Annotated in this window: 26 protein-coding genes and 1 tRNA gene; 12 read left to right on the plus strand and 15 right to left on the minus strand. The window is 61.7% G+C overall.

Going from position 1 to position 24,744, the window contains the following annotated elements; genetic code table 11:
- Positions 1-48: 48 nt before the first annotated feature.
- The 3 genes from speB (at position 49) to ATN84_RS12115 (ending at position 3,020) form a co-directional block, all read left to right on the plus strand.
- Positions 49-999, plus strand: a complete 951-nt coding sequence (gene speB, locus ATN84_RS12105) for an agmatinase (protein ID WP_068881863.1) — start codon at positions 49-51, stop codon at positions 997-999.
- Between the two features lie 138 nt (positions 1,000-1,137).
- Positions 1,138-2,073: an N-acetyl-gamma-glutamyl-phosphate reductase gene (gene argC / locus ATN84_RS12110; protein ID WP_068881864.1), complete on the plus strand. Its 936-nt coding sequence runs from the start codon at positions 1,138-1,140 to the stop codon at positions 2,071-2,073.
- The gene (locus ATN84_RS12115) at positions 2,073-3,020 is read left to right on the plus strand and encodes an aminoglycoside phosphotransferase family protein (protein WP_082766242.1); all 948 of its coding nucleotides are present in this window, start codon (positions 2,073-2,075) and stop codon (positions 3,018-3,020) included. The genes argC and ATN84_RS12115 overlap by 1 nt, the downstream gene beginning before the upstream one ends.
- 238 nt (positions 3,021-3,258) lie before the next feature.
- Here ATN84_RS12115 and ATN84_RS12120 read toward each other — a convergent pair whose 3' ends face one another.
- The gene (locus tag ATN84_RS12120; protein ID WP_068881865.1) at positions 3,259-4,329 is read right to left on the minus strand and encodes a COX15/CtaA family protein; all 1,071 of its coding nucleotides are present in this window, start codon (positions 4,327-4,329) and stop codon (positions 3,259-3,261) included.
- A 423-nt stretch (positions 4,330-4,752) separates the two neighbouring features.
- On the opposite strand from ATN84_RS12120, the gene ATN84_RS12125 reads away from it, so the two are divergent.
- On the plus strand, positions 4,753-4,971 hold the full coding sequence (locus tag ATN84_RS12125) for a DUF2842 domain-containing protein (RefSeq protein WP_068882018.1): 219 nt from the start codon (positions 4,753-4,755) through the stop codon (positions 4,969-4,971).
- A 63-nt stretch (positions 4,972-5,034) separates the two neighbouring features.
- Positions 5,035-6,168: a GNAT family N-acetyltransferase gene (locus ATN84_RS12130; protein WP_068881866.1), complete on the plus strand. Its 1,134-nt coding sequence runs from the start codon at positions 5,035-5,037 to the stop codon at positions 6,166-6,168.
- An 18-nt stretch (positions 6,169-6,186) separates the two neighbouring features.
- On the opposite strand, the gene ATN84_RS12135 is transcribed toward ATN84_RS12130, so the two are convergent.
- The 4 genes from ATN84_RS12135 to ATN84_RS27245 all read right to left on the minus strand — a co-directional run bounded on the left by ATN84_RS12135 (position 6,187) and on the right by ATN84_RS27245 (position 9,542).
- Positions 6,187-6,696, minus strand: a complete 510-nt coding sequence (locus ATN84_RS12135) for a GNAT family N-acetyltransferase (RefSeq protein WP_244491063.1) — start codon at positions 6,694-6,696, stop codon at positions 6,187-6,189.
- Positions 6,693-6,980 (minus strand): type II toxin-antitoxin system TacA family antitoxin, encoded by a 288-nt coding sequence (locus ATN84_RS12140; protein ID WP_068881867.1) that lies wholly within the window; start codon positions 6,978-6,980, stop codon positions 6,693-6,695. The genes ATN84_RS12135 and ATN84_RS12140 overlap by 4 nt, the downstream gene beginning before the upstream one ends.
- A gap of 59 nt (positions 6,981-7,039) precedes the next feature.
- Positions 7,040-9,247: a GumC family protein gene (locus tag ATN84_RS12145; RefSeq protein WP_068881868.1), complete on the minus strand. Its 2,208-nt coding sequence runs from the start codon at positions 9,245-9,247 to the stop codon at positions 7,040-7,042.
- Positions 9,248-9,392: 145 nt separating this feature from the next.
- Positions 9,393-9,542, minus strand: coding sequence for a hypothetical protein (locus ATN84_RS27245; RefSeq protein ID WP_161939568.1), 150 nt, complete (start codon positions 9,540-9,542; stop codon positions 9,393-9,395).
- A gap of 26 nt (positions 9,543-9,568) precedes the next feature.
- Here ATN84_RS27245 and ATN84_RS12150 point away from each other — a divergent pair, with 26 nt between their 5' ends.
- From ATN84_RS12150 to ATN84_RS12165, 4 genes are all read left to right on the plus strand, one after another.
- The gene (locus tag ATN84_RS12150) at positions 9,569-10,099 is read left to right on the plus strand and encodes a polysaccharide biosynthesis/export family protein (protein ID WP_068882020.1); all 531 of its coding nucleotides are present in this window, start codon (positions 9,569-9,571) and stop codon (positions 10,097-10,099) included.
- A 10-nt stretch (positions 10,100-10,109) separates the two neighbouring features.
- Positions 10,110-11,258 (plus strand): glycosyltransferase family 4 protein, encoded by a 1,149-nt coding sequence (locus tag ATN84_RS12155; protein WP_068881869.1) that lies wholly within the window; start codon positions 10,110-10,112, stop codon positions 11,256-11,258.
- 77 nt (positions 11,259-11,335) lie between these two features.
- On the plus strand, positions 11,336-12,880 hold the full coding sequence (locus tag ATN84_RS12160; RefSeq protein ID WP_082766243.1) for an undecaprenyl-phosphate glucose phosphotransferase: 1,545 nt from the start codon (positions 11,336-11,338) through the stop codon (positions 12,878-12,880).
- Positions 12,877-14,148 carry an O-antigen ligase family protein gene (locus tag ATN84_RS12165; RefSeq protein ID WP_068881870.1) on the plus strand — a complete coding sequence of 424 codons (1,272 nt, stop codon included), beginning with the start codon at positions 12,877-12,879 and terminating at the stop codon, positions 14,146-14,148. Before ATN84_RS12160 ends, ATN84_RS12165 begins: the two co-directional genes overlap by 4 nt.
- Before the next feature lie 152 nt (positions 14,149-14,300).
- Here ATN84_RS12165 and ATN84_RS12170 read toward each other — a convergent pair whose 3' ends face one another.
- Together ATN84_RS12170 and ATN84_RS12175 are read right to left on the minus strand one after the other, a co-directional pair.
- Complete coding sequence (locus tag ATN84_RS12170; RefSeq protein ID WP_068881871.1) at positions 14,301-14,771, minus strand: DUF6644 family protein; 471 nt, start codon at positions 14,769-14,771, stop codon at positions 14,301-14,303.
- A gap of 10 nt (positions 14,772-14,781) precedes the next feature.
- On the minus strand, positions 14,782-15,165 hold the full coding sequence (locus tag ATN84_RS12175) for a DUF6152 family protein (protein ID WP_425287399.1): 384 nt from the start codon (positions 15,163-15,165) through the stop codon (positions 14,782-14,784).
- A gap of 235 nt (positions 15,166-15,400) precedes the next feature.
- On the opposite strand from ATN84_RS12175, the gene ATN84_RS12180 reads away from it, so the two are divergent.
- Positions 15,401-16,522, plus strand: coding sequence for a helix-turn-helix transcriptional regulator (locus ATN84_RS12180; protein ID WP_068881872.1), 1,122 nt, complete (start codon positions 15,401-15,403; stop codon positions 16,520-16,522).
- A 73-nt stretch (positions 16,523-16,595) separates the two neighbouring features.
- On the opposite strand, the gene ATN84_RS12185 is transcribed toward ATN84_RS12180, so the two are convergent.
- A tRNA-Pro gene (locus ATN84_RS12185) sits at positions 16,596-16,672 on the minus strand.
- Positions 16,673-16,878: 206 nt separating this feature from the next.
- Between ATN84_RS12185 and ATN84_RS12190 the strand changes: the two genes are divergently transcribed.
- Positions 16,879-17,166, plus strand: a complete 288-nt coding sequence (locus ATN84_RS12190; protein ID WP_068881873.1) for a hypothetical protein — start codon at positions 16,879-16,881, stop codon at positions 17,164-17,166.
- Positions 17,167-17,182: 16 nt separating this feature from the next.
- Here the strand turns inward: ATN84_RS12190 and ATN84_RS12195 are convergent, their stop codons facing one another.
- From ATN84_RS12195 to ATN84_RS12220, 6 genes are all read right to left on the minus strand, one after another.
- Positions 17,183-17,722, minus strand: a complete 540-nt coding sequence (locus ATN84_RS12195; RefSeq protein WP_068881874.1) for a MerR family transcriptional regulator — start codon at positions 17,720-17,722, stop codon at positions 17,183-17,185.
- Positions 17,723-17,949: 227 nt separating this feature from the next.
- Positions 17,950-18,270, minus strand: coding sequence for an integration host factor subunit alpha (locus ATN84_RS12200; protein WP_068881875.1), 321 nt, complete (start codon positions 18,268-18,270; stop codon positions 17,950-17,952).
- A gap of 117 nt (positions 18,271-18,387) precedes the next feature.
- On the minus strand, positions 18,388-19,359 hold the full coding sequence (locus ATN84_RS12205) for a beta-ketoacyl-ACP synthase III (protein ID WP_068881876.1): 972 nt from the start codon (positions 19,357-19,359) through the stop codon (positions 18,388-18,390).
- A 51-nt stretch (positions 19,360-19,410) separates the two neighbouring features.
- Positions 19,411-20,481 carry a phosphate acyltransferase PlsX gene (plsX, locus tag ATN84_RS12210; protein WP_068881877.1) on the minus strand — a complete coding sequence of 357 codons (1,071 nt, stop codon included), beginning with the start codon at positions 20,479-20,481 and terminating at the stop codon, positions 19,411-19,413.
- 200 nt (positions 20,482-20,681) lie between these two features.
- Complete coding sequence (locus ATN84_RS12215) at positions 20,682-21,236, minus strand: YceD family protein (protein ID WP_068882023.1); 555 nt, start codon at positions 21,234-21,236, stop codon at positions 20,682-20,684.
- A 26-nt stretch (positions 21,237-21,262) separates the two neighbouring features.
- Positions 21,263-21,823 carry a ubiquinol-cytochrome C chaperone family protein gene (locus tag ATN84_RS12220; protein ID WP_068881878.1) on the minus strand — a complete coding sequence of 187 codons (561 nt, stop codon included), beginning with the start codon at positions 21,821-21,823 and terminating at the stop codon, positions 21,263-21,265.
- 100 nt (positions 21,824-21,923) lie between these two features.
- Between ATN84_RS12220 and ATN84_RS12225 the strand changes: the two genes are divergently transcribed.
- Positions 21,924-22,427: an outer membrane protein assembly factor BamE gene (locus ATN84_RS12225; protein WP_068882024.1), complete on the plus strand. Its 504-nt coding sequence runs from the start codon at positions 21,924-21,926 to the stop codon at positions 22,425-22,427.
- 99 nt (positions 22,428-22,526) lie between these two features.
- Here ATN84_RS12225 and ATN84_RS12230 read toward each other — a convergent pair whose 3' ends face one another.
- Positions 22,527-24,668, minus strand: a complete 2,142-nt coding sequence (locus tag ATN84_RS12230) for a sodium-translocating pyrophosphatase (RefSeq protein WP_068881879.1) — start codon at positions 24,666-24,668, stop codon at positions 22,527-22,529.
- Between the last annotated feature and the right edge of the window lie 76 nt (positions 24,669-24,744).

Raw genomic sequence — 24,744 nt, forward strand, 5'->3', positions numbered from 1 at the left:
CTATTCCTATTCCCTACCTCACTACTCACTATCTCACTGGTTAATCCCATGCCCTCAAAATCCATCGACCACGCCTTTACCGCCCGCGGCCTGACCGGCGCGGCAACGGACCCGACCTATGCGGGGGCGCTGTCGTTCATGCGGCGGCGTTATACGAAGAATTTGAAGGGCGCGGATGCGGTCGTCTGGGGCATTCCCTTCGATGCGGCCGTCTCCAACCGGCCAGGCGCTCGATTCGGCCCGCAGGCGATCCGACGTGCTTCCGCGATTTTCGACAATGACCCCCAATATCCGTTTGAGCGCGATCTCTTCGAAGAGATGGCGGTGATCGACTATGGCGATTGCCTGCTCGACTATGGCAATCACCAGAAGACGCCGGCGACCATCGAACGCGAAGCGGCGAAGATTCTCAAATCCGGCGCGTTTCTCCTGTCGCTCGGCGGCGACCATTTCGTCACCTGGCCGCTGTTGAGGGCCCACGCGGCAAAATACGGGCCGCTGGCGCTCGTCCAGTTCGACGCGCATCAGGACACCTGGCATGATGATGGCAAGCGCATCGATCACGGCTCCTTTGTCGGGCGGGCGGTGCGCGACGGCGTGATCGATCCTGATCATTCTATCCAGATCGGCATCCGCACCCATGCGCCGGAGGATTACGGCATCAAGCTTATCCATGGCCATGAGGTCGAGGAGATGCCGGCCCGCGCAATCGCCCAGGCGATTGCCGGGCGGACCGCCGGCCGCAAGGTGTACCTCACCTTCGATATCGACTGCCTGGACCCCGCCTATGCGCCGGGCACGGGGACGCCGGTCGCGGGCGGCCCCTCCTCCGCCAAGATGCTGTCGGTGCTGCGCCAGCTCGGCGGGCTCGACATTGTCGGCGCCGATGTGGTCGAAGTTGCGCCGGCCTATGACCATGCCGATATAACGGCGATCGCCGGCGCGACCATCGCCATGTACTATCTGGGCCTGCTTGCGGAGAAACGAGCGCGACGATAGAGCAGGATCCCGAAAAGTTGCAGACTTCCAGGTAAGATCATGCGGCTGATGAAGCTTGCACATTGATTCAAGCGCTTCGGAAACAGATTCCGAAAATTTCCGCATCATTCTGAAAAACATGGACTAAAGGCAAGACGCATGAAACCGAAGATCTTCATTGATGGCGAACACGGCACGACGGGCCTGCAGATCAGGACGCGGCTTGCCGAGCGCGACGATCTCGACGTGATCTCGATCCCCGAGGCCGAGCGGCGCAACAAGGATTTGCGCGCCGACTATCTGCGGGCCGCCGACATCGCCATTCTCTGCCTGCCTGATGACGCCTCGCGCGAGGCTGTGTCGCTGCTCGAAGGACATAATTCGACGCGCATCATCGACACCTCCACGGCGCATCGCGTGCACCCCGACTGGGCCTATGGCTTTGCCGAACTCGCCAAAGGCCAGCGTGAGCGGATTGCCGAGGCGCGGCTCGTCGCCAATCCCGGCTGCTACCCGACCGGCGCGATCGCGCTTGTCCGCCCCTTGCGCGATGCCGGGCTGCTCTCCGCCGATTATCCGATCAGCGTCAACGCCGTTTCCGGCTATACCGGCGGCGGCAAGCAGATGATCGCCCAGATGGAGGACAAGAATAATCCGGATTACCTTGCCGCGAACAATTTCCTCTATGGCCTGCCACTGCGCCACAAGCATGTGCCGGAACTGCAGATGCATGGCCGGCTCGACCGGCGGCCGATCTTCAGCCCCAGCGTCGGACGCTTTCCGCAAGGCATGATCGTGCAGGTGCCGCTGTTCCTGGGCGAGCTCGATGGTTCGCCCTCGCTCGAGAAGGTTCATGCGGTGCTCTCCGAGCACTATGCCGGGCAGGACATCGTTGAAGTGGTGCCGCTGGAGGAAAGCGCCAAGCTTCCGCGCGTCGACGCCGAGGAGCTGGCGGGAAGCGACCGGATGAAGCTCTTCGTCTTCGGCACGGAAGGCGACGGGCAGGCCAATCTCGTGGCGCTCCTCGACAATCTCGGCAAGGGCGCCTCGGGTGCTGCCGTGCAGAACATGAACCTGATGCTCGGGAAGGCCTGATGGATACGCAGCCGATATTTCCGCCCGAATGGAATATCGGCTCGTTCGAGCCGCTGGCCGACACGCATTCGAGCCATATCTGGAAGGTAGAGAGCCTGGATCATCCGGGTGTTCCGCTGGTCGTCAAGAAGCTGAAACCCGCCGGAATGGAGGAGCTGCGCGGCGCGCATTATCTTGACTGGCGGAATGGCCATGGTGCCGCCCGCCTATACGATCTCAAGGGCACGTCGATGCTGCTCGAATATGCGGGCAGCTATCACCTCGAAGAGCATCTCGACGCCGGCAAGGACGCGGAATGCCTGGAAATCTTCGGACAGATACTTGCCGCGCTGCACACGCCCTCCCCCTCGCCCATTCCCGCCGATCTGCAGCCGCTGGAGAAGCACTTTTCCGGTCTGTTCGCGGTGGCGGGCGAAAAGCCTGTTTATGCCGAAGCCACGGCGCTCGCCCAACGCCTCCTTGCGACGCCGCATGAGGCGATACCGCTGCATGGCGACATCCACCACGAAAATATCATCCGGAGCCCGCGCGGCTGGCTGGCGATCGATCCACATGGGCTGGTGGGCGATGCGGCGTTCGACGCGGCCAATATCTTCTATAATCCGCTCGATCGGGAAGATCTCTGCCTCGACTTGAAGCGTGCCCAGCGCATGGCGGAGCATTTTGCGCCTGTTATCAACCGGCACCCCGCCTTCATCCTCGACTATGCCTTCGCCTATGGCTGCCTTTCCGCCGCATGGCATCGCGAGGACGGCAATGAGAAAGACGAAGCGCGGGAACTGAAAATCGCCGCCGCGCTGCGCGGGCTGCGGCTATCTGCCTATCCGCAGAACATTGGCCAGCAGCAAAGTTTAATCGATGGCCTCGGCTCGCCGCCGGTCATCGAAGATATCGAGGTTGACTTCCCTCGCTCCGGCGAAATGCCGGGCAAGACGGACCGGTCCTGATGTATATCCTTAGAGTCTGTCATGGTTTAATTGAAACGCTAGCAGAACGCGGCCCATTATCCCGCCGTCATTCTCGGGCTTGTCCCGAGAATCTACCATAAGAAAAAAAGAGAATAATTACCGTCCTGACAGATCAGGCTGCAGCAGATTCTCGGGACAAGCCCGAGAATGACGATCGGACGGACGGCGCTTCAAGCTAGTTCTGACAAACACTAAGTCACGCTCTCTACGTGTCGACCTATCCCGCATAGGTCCCCTTGGCCGCACGCCAGTGCGCCACGGCGAAGGCAAGGACGACCAGCGCGAAGGCCTGATGCGTCAGGCCCCAATGGATCGGCACGTTCAGGAGAAGCGTCATCACGCCGATCGCCGCCTGCACCACGATCAGCCCGACGAGCACGATCGTGCGGCGCGCATGGGTGGTTTCAGGCGCAATCCGCCAGGCCTGGACGGCGTGAAGGACGGCCAGCACCAGCACCGTATAGGCGAACATGCGGTGGACGAACTGCACGGTCTTCGGGTTCTCGAAGAGATTGCGCCACCAGGGCGACTGGATGAAAAGGTCGGATGGGACGATCGCGCCGTCCATTAGCGGCCAGGTGTTGTAGGTGAGGCCCGCGTGGAGCCCGGCCACGAGGGCGCCCAGATAAATCTGCACGAGAACAGCCACGACCATCCAGCCGGCGAAACGGCGGATGGAACGTTCAGCGGGCCGTTCGCTATAGGTCACGAGCCCGCGCGCCACGGAGAACACGGCTATTATGATGATGCAGGCGAGCGTCAGGTGGATTGCCAGCCGGTATTGGCTGACGCTGACGCGCTCACTGAGGCCGGAGGCGACCATCCACCAGCCGATCGCGCCCTGCAGGCCGCCCAGCGCAAGGATGCCGAGGAGGCGCGGCTTCAGCCCACGCTGCAGCCTGCCCGTGAACCAGAAGAAGGCGAGCGGAATCGCCACCAGGAAGCCGACGCCGCGCGCCAAGAGCCGGTGTGCCCACTCCCACCAGAAGATGCCCTTGAACTCGTCGAGGGTCATCCCCTTGTTGATCTCGACATATTGCGGGATCTGCTTGTATTTCTCGAATTCCTCCTGCCATTCCGCCTGATTGAGTGGCGGAATGACACCGTGGATCGGCTTCCACTCGGTGATCGAAAGACCGGAGCCGGTCATGCGCGTTGCGCCGCCGACCATGACGATGGCGACGAGGACCGCGAATACCAGGTAGAGCCAATAGCGCACGGCGCGCCGGTTGCGGTCTTCCTGCTCCGTTGTTGAAACAAGATTGCCGCCCATCGCCGTTGTCGCCATCTATCCACTCCGCGCATTCTTTTTTAGCCGCATGATCTTACCTGGAAGTCTGCAACTTTTTGCTGACGCTGACCTTCGGTTCGGGATCATGCTCCAAGGGCGGATAGGTGCCGCATCCCTGCCTGCATTACAAGGAGATACCGCGCGACACGCCGTCGCGTTTCATTTTCCGAGCAGCGGCTGTGGCAGCGTTGAGGCATGGATGCCAGTGACAAGCACTGGCATGACGGGATGAGCGGGCTTCGCCTCCGACGATTGGCCGAGGGGCAGACAAACTGCGTCATTTCTGTGCTCGTCACAGGAATCCATGCCTCGATATCGCCATTGCTATAACGGTCCAGAAGTGATGACCGGTTCCTGCTTTCCCTCTTTTCCTTTCACCTTCGAAGCGTTAGTTAAGCTCCAAATGAAAGTGAGATGCCGATGCCGGTAAGGCTGAAGAAACTGATCGGGACATTTCTGCTGGTGGCGCTGGTCTCGATCTATGCGCTTGTCGCCACGATCGTCGCGGTCGCCCATCTCGGCCAGTCGAGCGGCTGGGTGCATCTTGCCTATTTCCTCTTCACCGGCATTCTCTGGGTGCTTCCAGCCATGTGGATCATCTGGTGGATGGAAAAGCCGCCGCGCGAAAAAAACGGCTGATCGATCATTCGTTCACCAATTGCCTCTATGGATTCATTGAGCGGGCAATCGGGAGGGTGCGGAATGATTGAGAGCCTATCGCCTCGTATTCTCGGCGACATCAGCGCCGCCCTCGCCCTTTGGGACCGGATGCCCGGTCATCTCGCGGGACTGCCGCAATCGGGGGCGTGGGTGCGTAACTGGCAGGCCCATGCCAACGCGGATTGCTTCGTCGCCGCACTTTATGAAACAGAGACGCCCGTCCTGCTTCTCCCGCTCGAAGTTGTAAAATCCGGCTCGATCCGGCTGGCGCGCTTTCCCGGCGGCACCCATGCCAATTGCAATTTTCCCGCCCTGGCGCGTGGGGCTGCGAGCAGGATCGGCCAGAGCGATATCCGTAGGCTTACCCGCGCCATTCACGCGGCGCGGCCCGATATCGACGCGCTGCTGCTGGCCAGACAGGTCGATCGTCTCCACGGGATCGGCAATCCCCTGCTCCATCTCGACAAGACGCTGAACCCCAATCCGGTGCTGTCAGCCTCGCTCTCATGCGGCTTCGATGCGGTGCTCGAGCGCAGCAACGCCAAGCGCAAGCGCAAGAAGCACCGGCAGCATGCCCGCCGCTACGAGGAAGCCGGCGGCTACCGGATCGTCACGGCCTCAACCGCCGACGACACGATCGCCATGCTCGACCGCTTCTTCGCGATGAAGGCCGAGCGCTTCGCCAAGACAGGTATTACCGATGTCTTCGCCGACAAAGGCGTGCGGGATTTCTTCCGCGCGCTGTTCGGGGAAGCGGCGGGCAAAAAGCCCGCAACTTTCGAGATGAAGGCGCTGGAAGTGGCAGGAATCCTGCGCGCCATCATCGGAAAATCCTACTGGTCAGGCGATCTGACGGTGGAATTCGGCGGCATCGCCGAGGACGATCTCGTTTCGGCGAGCCCGGGTGAGTTCCTGTTCTTCGAGGACATCATGCAAGCCTGCCGCGACGGCATCGCCGTCTATAGCTTCGGCATAGGCGACGAGCCCTACAAGCGCGACTGGTGCGATATCGTTGAACCGCTTTACGACTGCATGGCGGGCTTCACGCTGAAGGGCCGCGCGCACGTCGCGGCCTATCGGCTGCGCAATGTCGCCGCGGCCGCGATCAAGAACAATCCTCGGGCGTGGGCCGCGGCCAAGAAGCTGCGGGGATGGCTAGGACACAAAAGCCGTTGAATACGCGCTGCATTTGCATCACAAAGACCGCTCCAGCGCCGCCGCAACGACCGATCTCAAGATGAACATCCGTTTCGGCCGCGTCGGAAATGGCTGAAAGCCAAAACCGGCATAAAAAGCCGCCGCCTTATCGTCCTTGGCATCAACGATGATGACGAATGAGGCCAGCGTCTTGCTCGCGCCAAGTATCCGTTGCAGCGCGTCGGTCAGCAGTAACTCGCCAATTCCCTCGCCGCGAACCCGCGCGTCACGCGCCAGCCGCCTGATCAATGCAGCCGGGATCTCATCATAACGCGGCAGCTTGCGGGATATCTCCGGCGGAATCACATCGAACCCCACCGAGAGAGAACTGATGCAATAGAAGCCGACAACGCCAAGTTCATCATCACAGGCAACGAATGTACGGGCGATGCCGCGTTTCTCGTCCTGGCTTGCTCGCTCATGGAACCAGTCGTCGAGGGCCGGTTGGCCACTCGAAAACCGCGCCCGATCATGGTGCTTGCCGAGCGGCTGGAAAACGATCCTCACTGCGGCCTGGTAATTTCGCGATGGCGCTTGAAGGCGGCGACGAGTTTGTCCGTCGGCTCCGGCGGATTGAGCAGAGCGTCCAGAAAAGCCTGCTTATCCTCTCCGCTCAGCACGATCCGCTCATGCTCATCCAGCACACGGCGCGCGGCCTCAAAGGCAAGATCGCCGGCGGTCAGGCCCGACACAGCCATTGCCCGCTGGATAAGCTGCTTGGCTGCCGGCGAAACCCGAAGCTCGATTCGATCCGTCTTCAGTTCACGCTTGCTTTTGGATATGGCTGGCACGGCATTTTCCTTTCCCGGATATTGTACGTGAAAATGCCGTGCATCTCTAGTAAATTCGCTCACAAAGTTGGTTGCGAGCCCGATTTCTTTTCGCCTCCGGAGGGCGGCGTCGGCACGTCGGGCTCGGCGCCCATCAGGATGAGCACGTCGTCGAGCCCGTTCTCGTCAAGGTCGAGCGCGGAGAGCGCCACGGCATTGTTGTCGGGGTCGACCACGCTCAGGATGACCTGCGTCGCGGTGCCGATCAGCCTTTTGACGTTCTCGGCAGTGGACGGGCCGGATTCCACGATGACGGCGTCATAAGCGGCCTCCAGCGCATCGAGGATGATCGGCAGCCGGTCGACGGCGCGCATGGCGCGCTCGGGATCGGCAAGGCCGAGTGGCATCACATGCGCGTCCGAATAGTGATCGCTGTGGATGACGTCGGTGAACTGCTTTTCCGATGCGAGGAGATCGGTAATGCCGGCCATCTCCTTGCCGTCGAGCATCGCCCGGCTGATGGCGCCCGTACCCGTCATGTCGATCAGGATCGAACGCAGCTTCCTGTCCGCCAGCTCGCGGGTCAGATGAACCGAGGCGGCCGAGCCGTCGTCGCCCTCCGGCGATACGACGAGGCCGCGCGTCATGCCAAGTTCGATCAACCGCGAGGCGACGGCATGCACGCTGTGCGGATTTTCGGGAACATCCTCGCCGAGGGTGGTGTAGCTGTCATAGATCTGCTGGATGGTCTCCACCGATGCGGGCGGAGGCGCTGCATATGATGGACGCGGAGCGGTCTTTTCCTCCGTCACGGCGCCTTCGGAAGCAGGCTCCGCGGCTTCGGCGGCCGCTGCGGGCATCTGGATTTCGTTTGCCGGCGCCTGCGCGACGCCCTCGACCGGCCGCATGGCGCGTCCGCTGAAGAGCTCGCGCAGGAGAACGAAGATCGAAAGCAGGAGCAGGCCGGCGAAGAAGGTCGCGCTGACGATCGCCAGGGTTTTGGGAAAATAGGGTTCTGCCGGCGTGTCGGCGCGTGAAAAGACCCGGGCGTCGACCGGCAGGTAGTTACGGTCGGTGCGCGAGGCGGCTTCGCGGTAGCGCGTCAGATAGGTCTGCAGCAATTCGCGCTGCGCCGTCGCCTCGCGCTGCAGGGCCCTCAGTTCCACCTCCTGGTCGCCGGCGCGGGCCGCCTGGGCCTTCATGGTGTTGAGTTCGCGCGTCAGCTCGACCTCGCGCAACTTTGCGAGCGACGCCTCGTTCTCGAGGCTTTCCAGTATCTTGCGGCCTTCGGCCCGGATCTGCTGGTTGAGATCGGAAAGCTGCGAGCGAAGAGCCCTGATGCGCGGATGACCATCGAGAAGCGAGGTCGAGAGATCGGCGATCTGGGCATTCAGCTGGATCTGGCGCTCGCGCAGGCGCTGCATCAGTCCCGAGGACACGATATCCGGCACCGTATCGAGCGCCGCGCCGGTCTGGAGCGCCGCGCGGATGCTCGCCGCCCTCGCCTCGCTTGCCGCCCGGTTGGCGCGCACCCGCGAGAGCTCCGACGAGATATCGGACAATTGCTGGTTGGCGATCGGCGAATCGTTCTGACCGACCAGCAGATCGGAGGATGCGCGGTAATTGGCGACCTTGGCCTCGGCGTCCTTCACCCGCTTGGTGAGATCGGCGATTTCCGGTTCGAGCCAGCCCGTCGCATCGTCGGTCGACTGCAGCTTCGCGGCGCGCTGGAGCGCGATATATTCATCGCCGATGGCATTGGAAACCTTGGCCGCCAGCGCCGGATCCTCCGACGAGAACTGCACGACGATGACGCGGGAATCAGGGACATTATAGACCTGCAGATGCTCCCGCATTTCGCGCAGCATGTATTCGTTGCCGCCGATCTTCGCGGGATCCGGCTTCAGCCCGAGCGCGATAAGCCCGCGCGAAAGAAGCGAGGGCCTGCCGAATTCATCCGTCTCGGCAAGCTTGAGGCTGGCGCCTACCTTCTTCAGCAGGTCGGAGGATGTGATGACCTCCACCTGGCTCTTTACCCCCTCCTGATCGAGGACCGGGCGGTCGGCGGCGGTCTCTCCATTGGGCCGGGTGAAGACGGATTCGCGCGTTTCGATCAGAATCCGCGTCTCGGCGCGGTATTCGGGCGTCGACAGCAGGCAGAACAACAGGGCGAGCGCCGCAAGGACCAGCGCACCGGCCAGAATGAACAGCCAGTGGCGCCGGAGGCTGCCAAAGAGAGCGCCCAGATCTATATCGACATCGTTTCCAACGGAGCCTGCGCCAGACATCAATCTACTCCATACCAATCCCCAGCATGGTAAACGGACATGGTAACCATCGCGTTAAGCCACTGTTAGGCAAATATTATCGGATATTAGCGAGCGGTTAACAGGCCGCCGTCTTCCCTTCCCTGCTTTCAAAAAAGTCGGAATTTCAGGATCCGTCTTTACCCGTCATTAACCCTAACCATTCGATAACGGCATCCATATCAAGCGTGCGGATCGCGTATCCATTGGTCTGCTCAATACAGCCCTTTGAGAAAGAAACCGGCGCAGCGACAGAGGTTACAAGCGGTGCAGACAAGGCGTATTTTCCTGACAGCTCTCGGCATGGCCCTTCTCGCCAGCAGCGGATGCTCCAGCTATCGTCCCGCGCCCGCCGCCTTCCACGAGGCGCTCAACCGGCCCTATATGCTGGACGCCGGCGACCGGCTGCGCATCACCGTCTTCGAACAGGCGGACCTCACCAATACCTATAGCGTCGATCCCTCGGGCTATGTCGCCTTCCCGCTTGTTGGCAAGGTGCCGGCGCGCGGCCGCACGCTGCAGCAGCTTGAAGCCGCGATTGCCGCCAAGCTGCGCAACGGCTATCTGCGCGATCCCGACGTCTCGGTCGAGATCGACCGCTACCGGCCTGTTTTCATCATGGGTGAAGTGGGCGCCGCCGGGCAATATTCCTACGTGCCGGGGATGACCGCGCAAAAGGCCATCGCCGCGGCCGGCGGCTTCAGCCCGCGCGCCAACCAGGCCGATGTCGACATCACCAGGCAGCTCAACGGCAAGATCCTCACGGGGCGCGTCCTCATTACCGATCCCCTCCTGCCCGGCGATACGATCTATGTTCGCGAACGCCTGTTCTGATGCGTGATCGATGGTCCATGAGCCCGCATTCCGGCCCTTACGCATCGTTCACTGCTTTCGCTCGCCCGTCGGCGGCATCTTCCGCCATGTGCGGGATCTGGCGACGGCGCAATCGGCGGCGGGACACCAGATCGGCATCATCTGCGATTCGTCGACGGGCGGAGACTATGAGGACCGCCTGTTCGACGGCATACGCGACAAGCTGGCGCTCGGCGTGCACCGCATCGCCATGCAGCGCCATGTCGGGCCGGGCGACCTTCTCGCCGGCATCAGAACATATGGGATCATCAGGAAATTGCGGCCGGACATCCTGCACGGGCACGGCGCCAAGGGCGGCGTCTACTCGCGCATATTCGGCTCAGTGTTACGGGTTTTCAGGTCTCGCGTAGCCCGTTTCTATTCACCGCATGGCGGTAGCCTGCATTTCGGCAAGGACGAGTGGGAGGGAAAGCTCGTCTTTGCCGCCGAACGCATGATGGAACCGCTCACCGACGCCATCATCTTCGTCTCGCAATATGAGCGCGACAGCTATATCCAGAAGCTCGGCGCTCCGAAATGCCCTGATGTCGTCATCTACAACGGATTGACGGAGGCGGATTTCGAGAAGGTCGAAGCTGCCGCCGACGCCGCCGATTTCCTCTATGTCGGGATGATGCGCGACCTCAAGGGCCCGGATATCTTCATCGGCGCGATCGCCGAGGCGGAGCGCCTCATCAAGCGCCGGCTCTCAGCGGTTCTGGTGGGCGACGGCGCGGACAAGCCGCGCTATATCAGGATGACCAAAGAGCTGGGGCTTGCCGACCGGGTCACGTTCTGCGACCCCATGCCGGTGCGCGAGGCCTTCCGCCTGGGGCGGATTGTGGTCGTCCCGTCCCGCGCCGAGGCCATGCCCTATATCGTTCTGGAGACGCTTGCCGCAGGCAAGCCTGTTATCGCCACCCGCGTCGGTGGCATTCCCGAGATCCTTGCCGGCGATCCATCCGCGCTGGTCGCCCCGACCACGCAGGCGCTCGCGGAAAAGATGGCGGAGGCCGCCGCCGATCCATCGGCCTACGCCAGGAAAATGCCCGACCACAGGGATATCCGCCAGCGCTTCGGTGCGGAAGCGATGGCGCAGGCCATCGAGGACGTCTACAAGGCGACGCTCGGAAAGGCCTGACATCAAGCCTTTCTTAGTGGCTGATAGCCTAATATAAAGCACGATATTTCTGCGATCTTCGGGCGAGGCGCACAACAATGAACAGTCAAGATTCCGGCGGACCTTTCAGGAGGGAAGCCATCACCCGGCCTAGCCAGACCGAGCCGGGAAACGAGGCGTCACAGCCCGTCAAGCTCAATGCGATCGCAAGCCAGGTCGCCCATCAGTATCGCCGCGACACCATTTCGCCCGTGATGGTGAGCGGCCTCATGCGCATGGCCGAATTCGGCATCGTGCTCATTTCCGGCCTCGTCATCTTCGCGGTCTATGTCGGGCTCGCTACGCATCTCGCCTTCGTCTATCCGATGGTCATCCTGGCGGGAGCGCTGCTCTATGTGCTCCTGATCGAGATGACGGACGGCTATCAGATCATGGCGCTGCGCCATCCCGCGCATCAGCTCGGACGCCAGTTGCTGGCCTGGATCGGCGTCTTCGCAATGCTGGCGCTGGCCGGTTTCCTCCTGAAAATCTCGGAGGAATATTCGCGCCTGTGGTTCGTCACCTGGTTCTGCACCGGCCTGGCGCTGCTTGTCGTGCTGCGCTTCGTCATCGCGCGCAAGATCCGCGGCTGGGCACGCAACGGCACCATGGAACGGCGCGCCGTGATTGTTGGCGGCGGCAAGAACGCCGAGGAGCTGATCCGCTCGCTGGAGCAGCAGCCCGATAACGACATCCGTATCTGCGGCATCTTCGATGACCGCGACAACCGCCGCTCGCCGCCCATCGTCGCGGGATACCCGAAGCTCGGCAATGTCTCGGAGCTGATCGAATTCGCCCGGATCGCCCATATCGACATGCTGATCGTGTCGCTGCCGATCACGGCGGAAGCGCGCGTTCTCTCCATGCTGAAGAAACTATGGGTGCTGCCGGTCGATATCCGGCTATCGGCGCACACCAACCATCTCCGCTTCCGTCCGCGCGCCTATTCCTATATCGGCGCGGTGCCGATGCTCGATATCTTCGACAAGCCGATCAACGACTGGGATTCGGTCGCCAAGCGCGCTTTCGACATCGTGTTCAGCCTGATCGGGATCATCGTCTTCTCGCCGATCATGCTTCTGACGGCCCTCGCCATCAAGCTGGAGAGCAAGGGACCTGTCATCTTCAAGCAGCAGCGGCACGGCTTCAACAACGAGATCATCAAGGTCTGGAAATTCCGCTCGATGTATATCGAGCAATGCGACCCCACCGCCAAGATGGCCGTGACCAAGAACGATCCACGGGTCACGAAGGTCGGGCGTTTCATCCGCAAGACCTCGATCGACGAACTACCGCAATTCTTCAATTCGCTAATGGGGACCTTGTCGCTCGTCGGGCCCCGTCCCCACGCCATCGCCGCCCATTCGCACAATGTGCTCTACAACGAGGTGGTGGACGGCTATTTCGCCCGCCACAAGGTGAAGCCCGGGGTTACCGGCTGGGCGCAGATCAATGGCTGGCGCGGCGAGATCGACAATGCCGAAAAGATCAAGATGCGCACCGAGTTCGACCTCTATTATATCGAGAACTGGTCGCTCTGGTTCGATCTGAAAATCCTGTTCCTGACCCCGATCCGCCTTCTCAACACGGACAACGCCTATTGAGCGCGATCGCCGAAGATGACCCGCAATCCCGACCCGCGCCCGACCGGGCGGCGGTCAACCGGGCGCTCATTCGGCTGATCTCGAAAGCCGCGATCGGCCTCGGCGTTTTCCTCTCCGGCTTCGTGATCGAAGAGCCGGCGCCTTACGAACTCTTTATGGCAGGGCTGATCGCGGTCTGGGCGCTGTTCGGCCTCAGGATATCGCGCACCGCCGCGGTGCTTCTGGCGCTGCTGGTGGTCTTCAATTTCGGCGGCGTGATCTCGGCCAGCCAAATGCCTGATCTGAAGAACGCGCCGCTCTATATCGCCGTATCGCTCTTCCTGGCGTTCACCGCGGTCTTCTTCACCGCCATCGTCGAAGCCGATTACCGCAGGCTGGCGACCATCTTCCACGCCTATTATCTCGCCGCCTTCCTCACGTCTGTCTGCGGCATTCTCGGCTATTTCAACGCATTCCCCGGGGCCGAGATGTTCACGCTCTACGGGCGCGCCAAGGGGGCGTTTCAGGACCCCAATGTCTTCGGGCCGTTCCTGATCCTGCCCGCGACATGGAGCATCTACCGGATACTGACGGGAAAGCCGCGCGTGCTGCTCATGCACATCGTCCCGCTTCTCGTTCTGGTGCTGGGGCTTCTTTTATCGTTTTCGCGCGCCGCATGGGGAATGCTGGCGGTGGTGATGATCCTGCTGCCGCTGATCCTCGCCGTCCAGAACCCCAGCAACAAGTTCCGCTTGAAGCTGATCATCCTCGCTGCCCTGGCGCTGGTGATCATCGGCCTCGCCATCGTCGCCGCATTGCAGATACCGCGCGTGGCGGAACTCTTCTCAGAACGCGCGCAACTGGTGCAGTCCTATGACGCCGACCGGATCGGCCGCTTCGCGCGCCACTGGTACGGCCTGGTGCTGGCCGCGGAGCATCCGCTCGGCATAGGCCCGCTGGAATTCGGGCCGATCTACGGGGAGGATACGCACAATGTCTGGCTGAAGGCGGCGCTCGACTATGGCTGGCTCGGCTTCGCCGCCTTCCTGACGATGACGATGCTGACCATTGGTCTCGGCTTTCGCATCCTCCTGCGCAACCGGCCCTGGCAGCCCTATCTCGTCTGCGCCTATGTGGCCTACCTGACGCATGTGATGGTCGGCAATGTGATCGATACCGACCACTGGCGGCATTTCTATCTCCTGATCGGCATGATCTGGGGCTGTGCGGCGCTGGAAGCTAGAATGTGTCAGAACTCAACTGAAACGCAGACAAGAGAACGCGCGTAATCCTGTCGTCATTCTCGGGCTTGTCCCGAGAATCTGCCATAAGAAAAAGATAAGCGACTACCGTCCTGACAGGTTGAGCTGCGGTAGATTCTCGGAACAAGCCCGAGAATGACGACCAGACAGGCGTCGCTTCAAGCCAGTTCTGACAAACTCTAGAGAAAGCCGATCCAGCGGCCGGCAATGACGGCGCCGGCCCAGAGCGTAATCGAGATGAGCGCCGCAAGCCGGACCTGTGCCGACACATCACCGCCGGCAACAGCAAGCCTCCATCGGCGGCTGCGGTTGATTAAGAGCGCATTGGCCACGCCGAGCCCCACCAGGGCGATCTTGGCAAGAAACGCGCTGTTCTGCGCGTAAGCGACAGGCCGAACGGTGAAGAGCAGGATGCCGGTCAGGATGGCGAGGACCAGGCCCGCCGCCGCCATATGGGACAGCGGCGGACCGAGGACGGCGATCGGATAGCGCTTGAACAGCCCCAGAATGCGCAGATCAAGCGTCACGATCGAGCCGACGAGCAATCCGATCGAGAAGACATGCGCCGCATTGACCAGCAGATAGGCGATGGTGGACCGCCGGAGAGCGGCTGCGACCGGCCATTCGGAAAGCGCCTGCAGCAGTTCCATCAGCGCATCGTCAGTTCGTCTTTATACGCTCGGGATAGAGATCGTATGTCTTGCCGCCGACCGTGATCCGCACCGCCTTCATCCGCTTCTCCCCGGGATCGGTGGAGCGGTTTCCAAGCGCCACGATCTCGTCACCGACCTTTGCCGAGCCTTCGACGAAGCCTGCCCGCTCCGTCTGAGATGGGTTGGCGAGCTCCACCCGCCACACACCATCGTCGGCGGTTTCGATATCGAGTGTGGGATGCGGCGGCCCGATAAAGATATCGCGGATCACACCCTTCAGCTCCAGCTGGTCGGCCTCCGCCCAGGACCAGCCATGATGCGCCGCCGCGCCCGAGACGATCAGCATCATCAGAATGCCGCCCCCGAGAAAGCGGCCGAACATAGTCATCATCATTTTTGCCTCCATCTGGCTCATGCGGGTTCGTTCCCAACAATCCGATGCTCTGAAAATGGCGCGATGGCGCATCGATGGAAAGGCTGAATGGTTAATTCCGCATGGTCAATTCCGCTTCACCGATGCGTTTCGCTCCAGATTCTATCACAGATTGCGAAATACCAACTCTACCACAGCTTGCATTTTCCGCCATTTCACGGCATTCTTCTCCCCTAATCCAGGGGACGGGAGCATGAAAGCGGGCCAGGTTCTCGGGGCGGTGCAGGCGATCTATGATTGCCTGGCCGAGGGTGGGGATGAGCGACATCTTCTCGACGCGCTGCGGACCAGCGTGGGAGCCGAGCATGTCGTTATGCGCTGTTCTGCGGATGGGGATGCCGCCCGTACCTCGACCTGCGGCCGCCTGGCCGGGATCGACCTAGGGATATTCGATCATATTGCCGAAAGCGATGATTTCGACGCGGTGATGCGGCGGCTCCGCCCTGGCCCGGCCATACGCATGTCATCGCTCGTCCCTCCGAAGGAGTTCGAGCGCAATACCATCTATCAGGAGATCATCCGGCCGCTGAATGGCGGACTCGCCTCCATCGCCCTTCATCGCCAGGGAAGAGAGACCGTCTCCGTCGTCGCATGCCGATCCGCCGTCACGGATCCTGATTTCAGCGATGGCGACCTGGACGTCATGGATATGCTGACGCCTCACCTCATCACGGCAAGCCGTATTGCGCGACGCATCGCCGATCTGCAGCACGCGGCTTCCAGCGCCTACCGGCTACTGGACATCTTGAGCGAGGCCGTGGTCGTGCTGGATCACGCATTTCGCCCGATATATCTGAACCGCGCGGCGGAAACGATCGCGCGCGAGGCGAACGGCCTCAGGATTTCGCGCGATGGCGTCAGTGCAACGGAGGAGACGGAAAACGCTCGTCTCCAGGCGGCAATCCGCGTGGCCGCCGCTCTCGACGAAGGCAGGAACGAAGACGAAGGGACGGCGCTTGCGCAGATGCGGCTCGCGATCTCCAACGCGCCGGCGCAATCGCCGTTCATCGTCTCGGTGGTGCCCGCCGGCGCCGTTCCCGGAGAAATGCGCGACGGCCGCGCTTCGGCAATCCTGCTGATCACGGGACCGGAAAAGACATGCGAACTGTCTCCGGCGGCCATGCGAACACGATATCGGCTGACGCAGCGGGAAGCGGAACTGACGGCGCGGCTATGCCGGGGCGACAGGCTTGCGGAGGCGGCCTCGCATCTCGGCATCTCGGTCGGCACCGCCCGCCAATATCTCAAAGCCATTTTCGAAAAAACGGGCGTCAACCGGCAGATCGACCTGGTGCGGCTCGTCAGGCAAGCTTAGGTCGTGGTGACGTCCTAACAGCTGACCGCGCCGAAGCGCCGGTTCGAGTTCTACAGATTTTTCAAGAAGATAATGGTCGGAGCGGCGGGATTCGAACCCACGACCCCTTGACCCCCAGTCAAGTGCGCTACCGGGCTGCGCTACGCTCCGAACCGAGGAAAGCCGTAGATTATCAGTGGTTTTTTCGCAAGGGCCAAAATCATAAATCGGGAACAAAATGGAAGAATGGTGTGGAGCGAAAGGGTTTTGACCGGACCTCCACCGTCCGTCGGAGCCTTGACGGGGCCGGTTTGCGGCCGTTTCAAGCGGAACAATGTGCTTCCAGCAGGGTTTTCAGGAAAGAAAGGAGTATCGAAATGCCAGATCCGAAGCAGCCGGTTCCGGATCAGGAGCCGCCGATGCCGCCCGCATGGACGCCAGAGCCGATCGAAGAACCGGAGCCCGATATCCTACCCGACGAGGCGCCCGTTCCCAATCCCGATGAGCAAAACGAACCACCGCTGCATGCAGTCAACGGTCAGCCGCCGCGTCCAGCGCCGCCGGGGCCCGGGCCATTCCCCGATCCGGATCCTGTTCCGCGTCCGATACCCGACCCGCAACCGGAACCCGCGCCGGGTCCGGCGCCGCCGAAGCCGATCATGTGAGGCGATGAAGCGGGCCTCAGCGGACCTGATCGAGCAGGCGCTTGCACTCGAGAAGATCGAAAAGCGCTTCCTGCAGAAGCGTGCGGTTATCCTTGGAAAGGCGCTTGTCGTCGGCGCCGATCGGGCCGTCCTCCTCGCCCTTCAACAGGCCGAAGAGCTTGCGGCCCGGCTGCGGCTTGGCGATGCCCGCGGGCGTGACCTCGTGTCCATCCGCCTCTCCGTCAGCGGCTTCCTTCGCAGCGGCCGCCTGTTTCTGCCGCGCGATCGCCTCGACGGCCGCCAGATCGCCATTGCCGAGCGCGATGACGAACTGGGAGCTGTTCTCGCGCAGCAGGCGCTGCACGCCCTTGATCGTATAGCCCTGATCATAGAGGAGATGGCGGATGCCCTTCAGCAGTTCGACATCGAGCGGGCGGTAATAACGACGCCCGCCGCCGCGCTTCATCGGCTTGATCTGGGTAAACCGCGTCTCCCAGAACCGCAACACATGCTGAGGGAGGTTGAGTTCCTCGGCCACCTCGCTGATCGTCCTGAAAGCATCCGGGCTCTTGTCCATGCGCGTCCCCTTCCGGCTACAGCATCGGCCAGAAACCTATAACCGGTTTCGCCAAGCGCGATGCGCCGCTCCATCAACTTACAGCGCCCTATGCGCATCCCTGGGGATGTGCAGCGCTGCAGGGAGTACGATTCGCCTTAATATCAGCGATTTATGCCCGGTCTTTCAAGCGCCGATAGCGGGTTACCAACCGTTGTTTTATGAAAATACGCGAAAATGCCGCGTTTTCAGCCGGAATTGCGCTTGCGGCCCTGATGCGCCTGCAGGATGCGCTGCTTGAGCACATTGGACGCCTTGAACGTCATCACCCGGCGCGGCAGGATCGGCACTTCCTCACCGGTCTTCGGGTTGCGCCCGATACGCTCGTTCTTCTCGCGGACCTGGAATGTGGCAAAGGACGAGAGCTTGACCGTCTCGCCATTGACGATTGCGTCGCAAACTTCATCGAGGATCATCTCGACCAACGCGGCCGATTCCGTGCGTGAAAGCCCCACCTTGCGGTAGACAGCTTCTGCCAGATCAGCGCGCGTGACAGTTTTTCCCCCCATGACGGAACCTGCTTTGTTAGCGTTTGCGACGATAATATAGTTAAGTTACGGGACGTTACACAATCATTTCCAGCGGGGTCAAGCCGCCTCTCGCGGTCGGAGCGATAAAAAGCCGCCTCACCAGCGGACGAGAACCGCGCCCCAGGTGAATCCGCCGCCCATCGCCTCCAAGAGCACGAGGTCGCCCTGCTTGATGCGCCCGTCGGCGACCGCCGTCGCCAGCGCCAGTGGAACCGACGCAGCCGATGTATTGCCGTGCCGGTCGACTGTAATAACCACCTTTTCCTCTGCAATGCTAAGCTTTTTGGCCGAAGCGTCGATGATACGCTTGTTTGCCTGGTGCGGCACGAACCAGTCTATATCCTCCGCCGTGATGCCGGCCTCGGCGAAGGAGGCTTCAATCACGTCTGTTATCATCCCGACAGCATGTTTGAAGACTTCGCGGCCCTCCATCCTGAGATGACCGACCGTCTGGGTGGTCGAGGGGCCGCCGTCGACATAGAGCTTTTCGGTATGCGAACCATCCGAACGCAAATTCGCGGCCAGCACGCCGCGATCGGAGGTGAGCCCCTTGCCCTCGCCTGCTTCCAGCACAAGCGCGCCCGCGCCGTCGCCGAAAAGGACGCAGGTCGTGCGGTCCTTCCAGTCGAGAATGCGCGAGAAGGTTTCGGCTCCGATCACCAGCACCCGCTTTGCCAGACCGCCGCGGATATAGAGATCGGCAGTCGTCAGGGCATATATGAAGCCGCTGCAGACCGCCTGCACGTCGAAGGCGAAGCCGTGCGTGATGCCGAGCTCCTTCTGGATTTCGACGGCGCTGGCGGGAAAAGTATGGTTGGGGGTCGAGGTCGCGACGACGATCACATCGATGTCTTGCGGCTGCAGACCGGCATTCTCGAGCGCGGCGCGCGCCGCGGCGGCGCCGAGCGAGACGGTGGTCTCCCCCTCGCCCGCGATATGGCGCTGCCTGATGCCCGTGCGCTGGACGATCCATTCGTCCGAAGTCTCGACAATGCCCTCGAAATCGGCGTTCTTCATGATGCGGGCGGGCATTGCCGCGCCGACGCCTTTCACGATGGATCTGATCATTCTTTTTTCCTGTCCTGCACAAGGCCGCTCCCGGGCCGAGTGCCTTGGCGATTATTGCTGTTCCTCGGCCCCAGCGTCGTCGCTCTCAACAGTGGCGGCAACAGGGCGGCTCTCGTGAAATTGGCTGAGATCGGCGGAGATTTTTTTCAGAAGCTCGTTACGCACCATGTCGTAGCCGACTTCCAGCGCGGCGGCGAAGCCTTCCGCATCCGCGCCGCCATGGCTCTTGATGACGACGCCGTTCAGGCCCAGGAACACGCCGCCATTGACCTTGCGCGGGTCCATCTTCTCGCGCACCCGGTCGAATGCGCCTTTGGCGAAGAGATAACCTATCTTCGCCATCAATGTCCGGCTCATCGCGGCGCGCAGCAGTTCCGCCATCTGCCTCGCCGTGCCTTCTGCGGCCTTCAGCGCGATATTGCCGGAGAAACCTTCGGTCACCACGACATCGACCGTGCCCTTGCCGATATCATTGCCCTCGACGAAACCCGAATATTCAAGACCGCCAAGCGGGATCTCGCGGAGCATCTGCCCGGCCTCCCTGATCTCGTCGAGGCCCTTGACCTCCTCGACGCCGACGTTCAGCAGCCCGACGGTGGGGCGCCTGATCTCGAAGAGGGCGCGCGCCATGCCCGCCCCCATGACGGCATAATCGACGAGTTGCTGCGCGTTGGCACCGATCGTCGCGCCGACGTCGAGCACGATGCTCTCGCCGCGCAGGGTCGGCCATATCCCGGCGATCGCCGGGCGTTCGACATCGGCCATCATGCGCAGGCAGAATTTCGACATCGCCATCAGCGCGCCGGTATTGCCGGCGGAAACGCAGACATCCGCCTCGCCGTCCCTGACGGCTTCGATCGCCTGCCACATGGAGGATTTGCCGCGCCCGTTGCGTAGAGCCTGGCTGGGCTTGTCATCCATGCGGATGGCGATCTCGCAGGCGTGAAAGGTCGATGCGGCCTGTACCTTGGGATAGCGCGCCAGCACGGGCTCGACCCGATCCGCCAGGCCATAGATGACGAAGCGTATGTCCGGGTGGCGCTCAAGCGCCATTGCCGCGCCGGGGATAACAACTTCGGGGCCGAAATCGCCTCCCATCGCGTCGATCGAGATTCTGATCACTCTGTCATCCTGTCCCGGTGCCAAGCGGCTTCACACCGCTTTATTATATTCAACGCATGGTTCCGGGAAATTTCCGTTGTTTCCCGAACATGCTCCGCCGTCAGCGCCGGCCAATCCTCGCGGGTGCCCCTGCGAGTGCGGGGAAAATAGCGTTTTTGCGGTCACAAACAACCGGAATTTCAATGGTGCAAAGCCGAATATCACGGCTTTTTCTTCCAATCGGCGAGCTTTGCGAAGGGAGAAACCGGCTTTTCCACCGCCGTATCCATGGAATCCGGCGGCAATATCTGCTCGGGAAGACCCGGCTTGCGGGGATAGGGATCGATGGCGAGTTCGAAAAATTCCTCCGCCACCGCGCCGATATCGATATGGTCGCCTGAGAAGGTTTCCGGCATATCGGGCCCTTCGGCGTCGATCAGCATCTCGCCGCTTTCGTCGAGCCGGATACGGGCGAGCCTGGAGTGTTCCGGCACGAACACCGTTTCCACATCCTCGGCAATCCGCGCGTCGACAGGTTCGAGCGTGACGACGCAGGCCTGGACGATATCGGCGTCGATCCGGCCATGCACCTTTATGCCCTGCTTCTTCCACGGCATGATCTGGAACTTCGCCTCGAAAGATTTCACCGCCTCGAGACCATGATCCCGGGCAAGCGCCGCGCACTCCCTTTCATCCGCCTTGATCGTGACCGTGACGCCCTTTTGCGGCAGGTGCTGCACGGAAACCGGGAATTTCAGGGCTGGGGTATCGTTCATGTTCATTCTTCTTTTCGGCCTTCCACTCAGGCGCTTTGCGAAACGGCCAACCGTTCCGCATCGGGAAAACGGATATGCCCCTGCGCCAGTTCCGTATCCGACAGCTTTGCCAGATCTTCCCGCGCCTCAAAAACATAGGCGGTCACCGGCGCCGCACCCGGCCAGAATTCCAGATCCGGGCGGATGTTTCGCGTCAGCGCCGCGGCAAAGGCTTCGCGGTCATCCGCGGCGAACGCCGCCTCATAGGCGCCGACACGGCCATAGAACATGCGCGCCAGCTTCTTCATCCGTTTCGGCACGCCCTGATCGCCGATGCCGAGCTCGCGCAGGGAGTGATCAACGTCCTTGAAGAACTCGTCGGCAATCTCCTGGGCGATGGCGCGAAGCGCCGCATTTTCGCCCTTCAGCCGATGGAGGGCGAGAAAGACGTGCAGCGACAGCATTTCGTAGCGGCCGAGCGGCGTATCGGGCACAGAAAAACGTGCATAGAAGCGCGTCTGCCGCGCCGCTGCCACGATCGCCTCATACAGGCCAAGAGTAATTGCCTCATTCGCCTTGGCTTTGCGGCTGAACAATTTGAGAATCATCAGGGGTGGACCGAGCTTGTTGCATCCAGAAGCAAGGTGGTTTACCGAAGTTCTCCCGATGGCGAAAGGGCCAGTTCGGGTATTGAAAATGGAGATGTCGTTGTTGCAGCGGATTTTCAAGGGTGCGAGAACGAGAGAGGTACTTCTCGTCGGAACCACCATTCTCTTTTCAGCCAGTTTGACCGGGTGCAACACCGCGGCATCGCTCAATCCCGCCGAAACGCTTACCCAGGGCTATGTGCTCGATGAGCAGGCGCTCGATTCCATCCCCGTTGGCTCCAGCCGCGAACAGGTGCTCCTGTCGCTCGGCACGCCATCGACCACGGCGACGTTCGACAACGAAGTCCTCTACTATATCTCGGAAAAGCGCTATCGGCCGGCGCAGTTCCTGCAGCCCAAGACGATCGAACGGCGCATCCTCGCCGTCTATTTCGACGCCGACGGCAAGGTGAGCCAGATCGCGAATTACGGCCTGCAGGACGGCAAGGTGTTCGATTTCATCTCGCGGACCACGCCGACCGGCGGCAAGGACCAGACCTTCCTCGGCCAACTCCTGGCCGGCGCCGGAAAAGCGCCTGTCGGACTGCCGACGACGGGACGGTAATTCAGGGCGGGAGTAGGGAATAGTGAGTAGGGAATAGAAAACGTTCCTCCCTGTTTCACCCCTACTCCCTACTGCCCATTCCCTACTCCCCTATTCCCCTCAACTATGCGCCAGCACCGCGAGCAATAGCAGCGCCACGATATTGGTGATCTTGATCGCGGGATTGACCGCCGGGCCGGCCGTATCCTTGTAGGGATCGCCCACGGTATCGCCGGTGACCGAGGCCTTGTGGGCCTCCGAACCCTTCATATGCTTGATGCCGTCCGCATCGACGAAACCGTCCTCGAAGCTCTTCTTGGCATTGTCCCAGGCGCCGCCGCCTGATGTCATGGATATCGCGACGAACAGGCCGTTGACGATGACGCCCAGGAGCGATGCGCCGAGTGCAGCGAAGGCGGAAGCCTTGGAGCCCGAGATCAGCAGCACGCCGAAATAGACGACGATCGGCGCCAGCACGGGAAGCAGCGACGGGATGATCATCTCGCGGATGGCCGCCTTGGTCAGGAGGTCCACGGCGCGGGCATAATCGGGCCGGTCCTTGCCGGTCATGATACCCGGCTTTTCGCGGAACTGGCGGCGCACCTCCTGCACCACCGCCCCGCCTGCCCTTCCCACCGCCGTCATCGCAATGCCGCCGAAGAGATAGGGGATCAGCCCGCCGAAGATCAGCCCGGCCACCACATAGGGGTTGGAGAGATCGAAGGAGACCTGACCGATATCGGCAAAGTAAGGAAAGGTCGCCCCGTTTGCGGCGAAATAGGCCAGATCGTTGGAATAGGCTGCGAAGAGCACCAGCGCGCCGAGGCCCGCCGAACCGATAGCATAGCCTTTGGTGACGGCCTTGGTGGTGTTGCCGACCGCATCCAGCGCATCGGTCGACTTACGCACCTCCGGATCGAGCCCCGCCATCTCGGCGATGCCGCCGGCATTGTCGGTCACGGGACCGAAGGCGTCGAGCGCGACGATCATGCCGGCGATGCCGAGCATGGCGGTCACGGCAATGCCGGTGCCGAACAGGCCTGCAAGCTGATAGGTGGCGATGATGCCGCCGACGATGACGATCGCCGGAAGCGCCGTCGATTCGAGCGATATGGCCAATCCCTGGATGACATTGGTGCCGTGGCCGGTCACCGACGCCTGGGCGATCGAATTCACCGGGCGCTTGTTGGTGCCGGTATAATATTCGGTGATAACGACGATCAGCCCCGTCACCACGAGGCCGATCAGCCCGCAGATGAAGAGATTGCTTCCCGTTATCGCCTGGCCGGCCACCGTTCCGATCTCGCCCCAGCCAATCGTGATTGACGTGGCGATGGCAAGACCGAGGATCGACAAGAGGCCGGTGACGATCAGGCCCTTGTAGAGCGCGCCCATGATCGAATTGTTGGCGCCGAGTTTGACGAAGAACGTGCCTGCGATCGATGTGAGGATGCAGACACCGCCGATCGCCAGCGGATAAAGCATGATCGCCTGGAACAGCGCATTGCCGCTGAAGAAGATCGCCGCGAGTACCATGGTAGCGACAACCGTCACCGCGTAGGTCTCGAACAGATCCGCCGCCATGCCGGCGCAGTCGCCGACATTGTCGCCCACATTGTCGGCGATGGTTGCCGGGTTGCGTGGGTCGTCCTCGGGGATGCCCGCTTCGACCTTGCCGACGAGATCGCCGCCGACATCCGCACCCTTGGTGAAGATGCCGCCGCCGAGACGCGCGAAGATGGAGATGAGCGAGGCGCCGAAGCCGAGCGAAACCAGCGCGTCGATGACCGTGCGATCGGCGGGCGAATAGCCAAGCCATTGCGTCAGGATGAAGTAATAGACGGAGACGCCGAGCAGCGCCAAACCCGCCACCAGGAGACCGGTGATGGCGCCCGAGCGGAAGGCGATCTCCAGCCCGCCGGCGAGGCTGCGCGAGGCGGCCTGGGCGGTGCGCACGTTGGCGCGCACCGAGACATGCATACCGATGAAGCCGGTCAGACCCGACAGAACGGCGCCTATGAGAAAGCCTACCGCCGCCGTCGACGACAGAAGAAACCAGACGGCGATGAAAACGATAACGCCGACAATAGCGATGGTCGTATATTGCCGGGCGAGATAGGCCTGTGCACCCTCACGGATGGCACCTGCGATTTCCTGCATGCGCGCATTGCCCTGATCGGCCGAAAGGACCGACTTGATCGCCCAGATGGCGTAAAGGACAGCAAGCAAACCGCAGGCAATGACGAGAAGAAGAACTGCCATGCCAACTCCCTAAATATTTGGGCCCAAAGCTCCTCCCGGGCCTTAAGTTTTCAGTACAGCATGAAGATACCCCTCC

Source organism: Paramesorhizobium deserti, assembly GCF_001558695.1.
In the GTDB taxonomy this organism is placed as follows: Bacteria; Pseudomonadota; Alphaproteobacteria; order Rhizobiales; family Rhizobiaceae; genus Paramesorhizobium; species Paramesorhizobium deserti.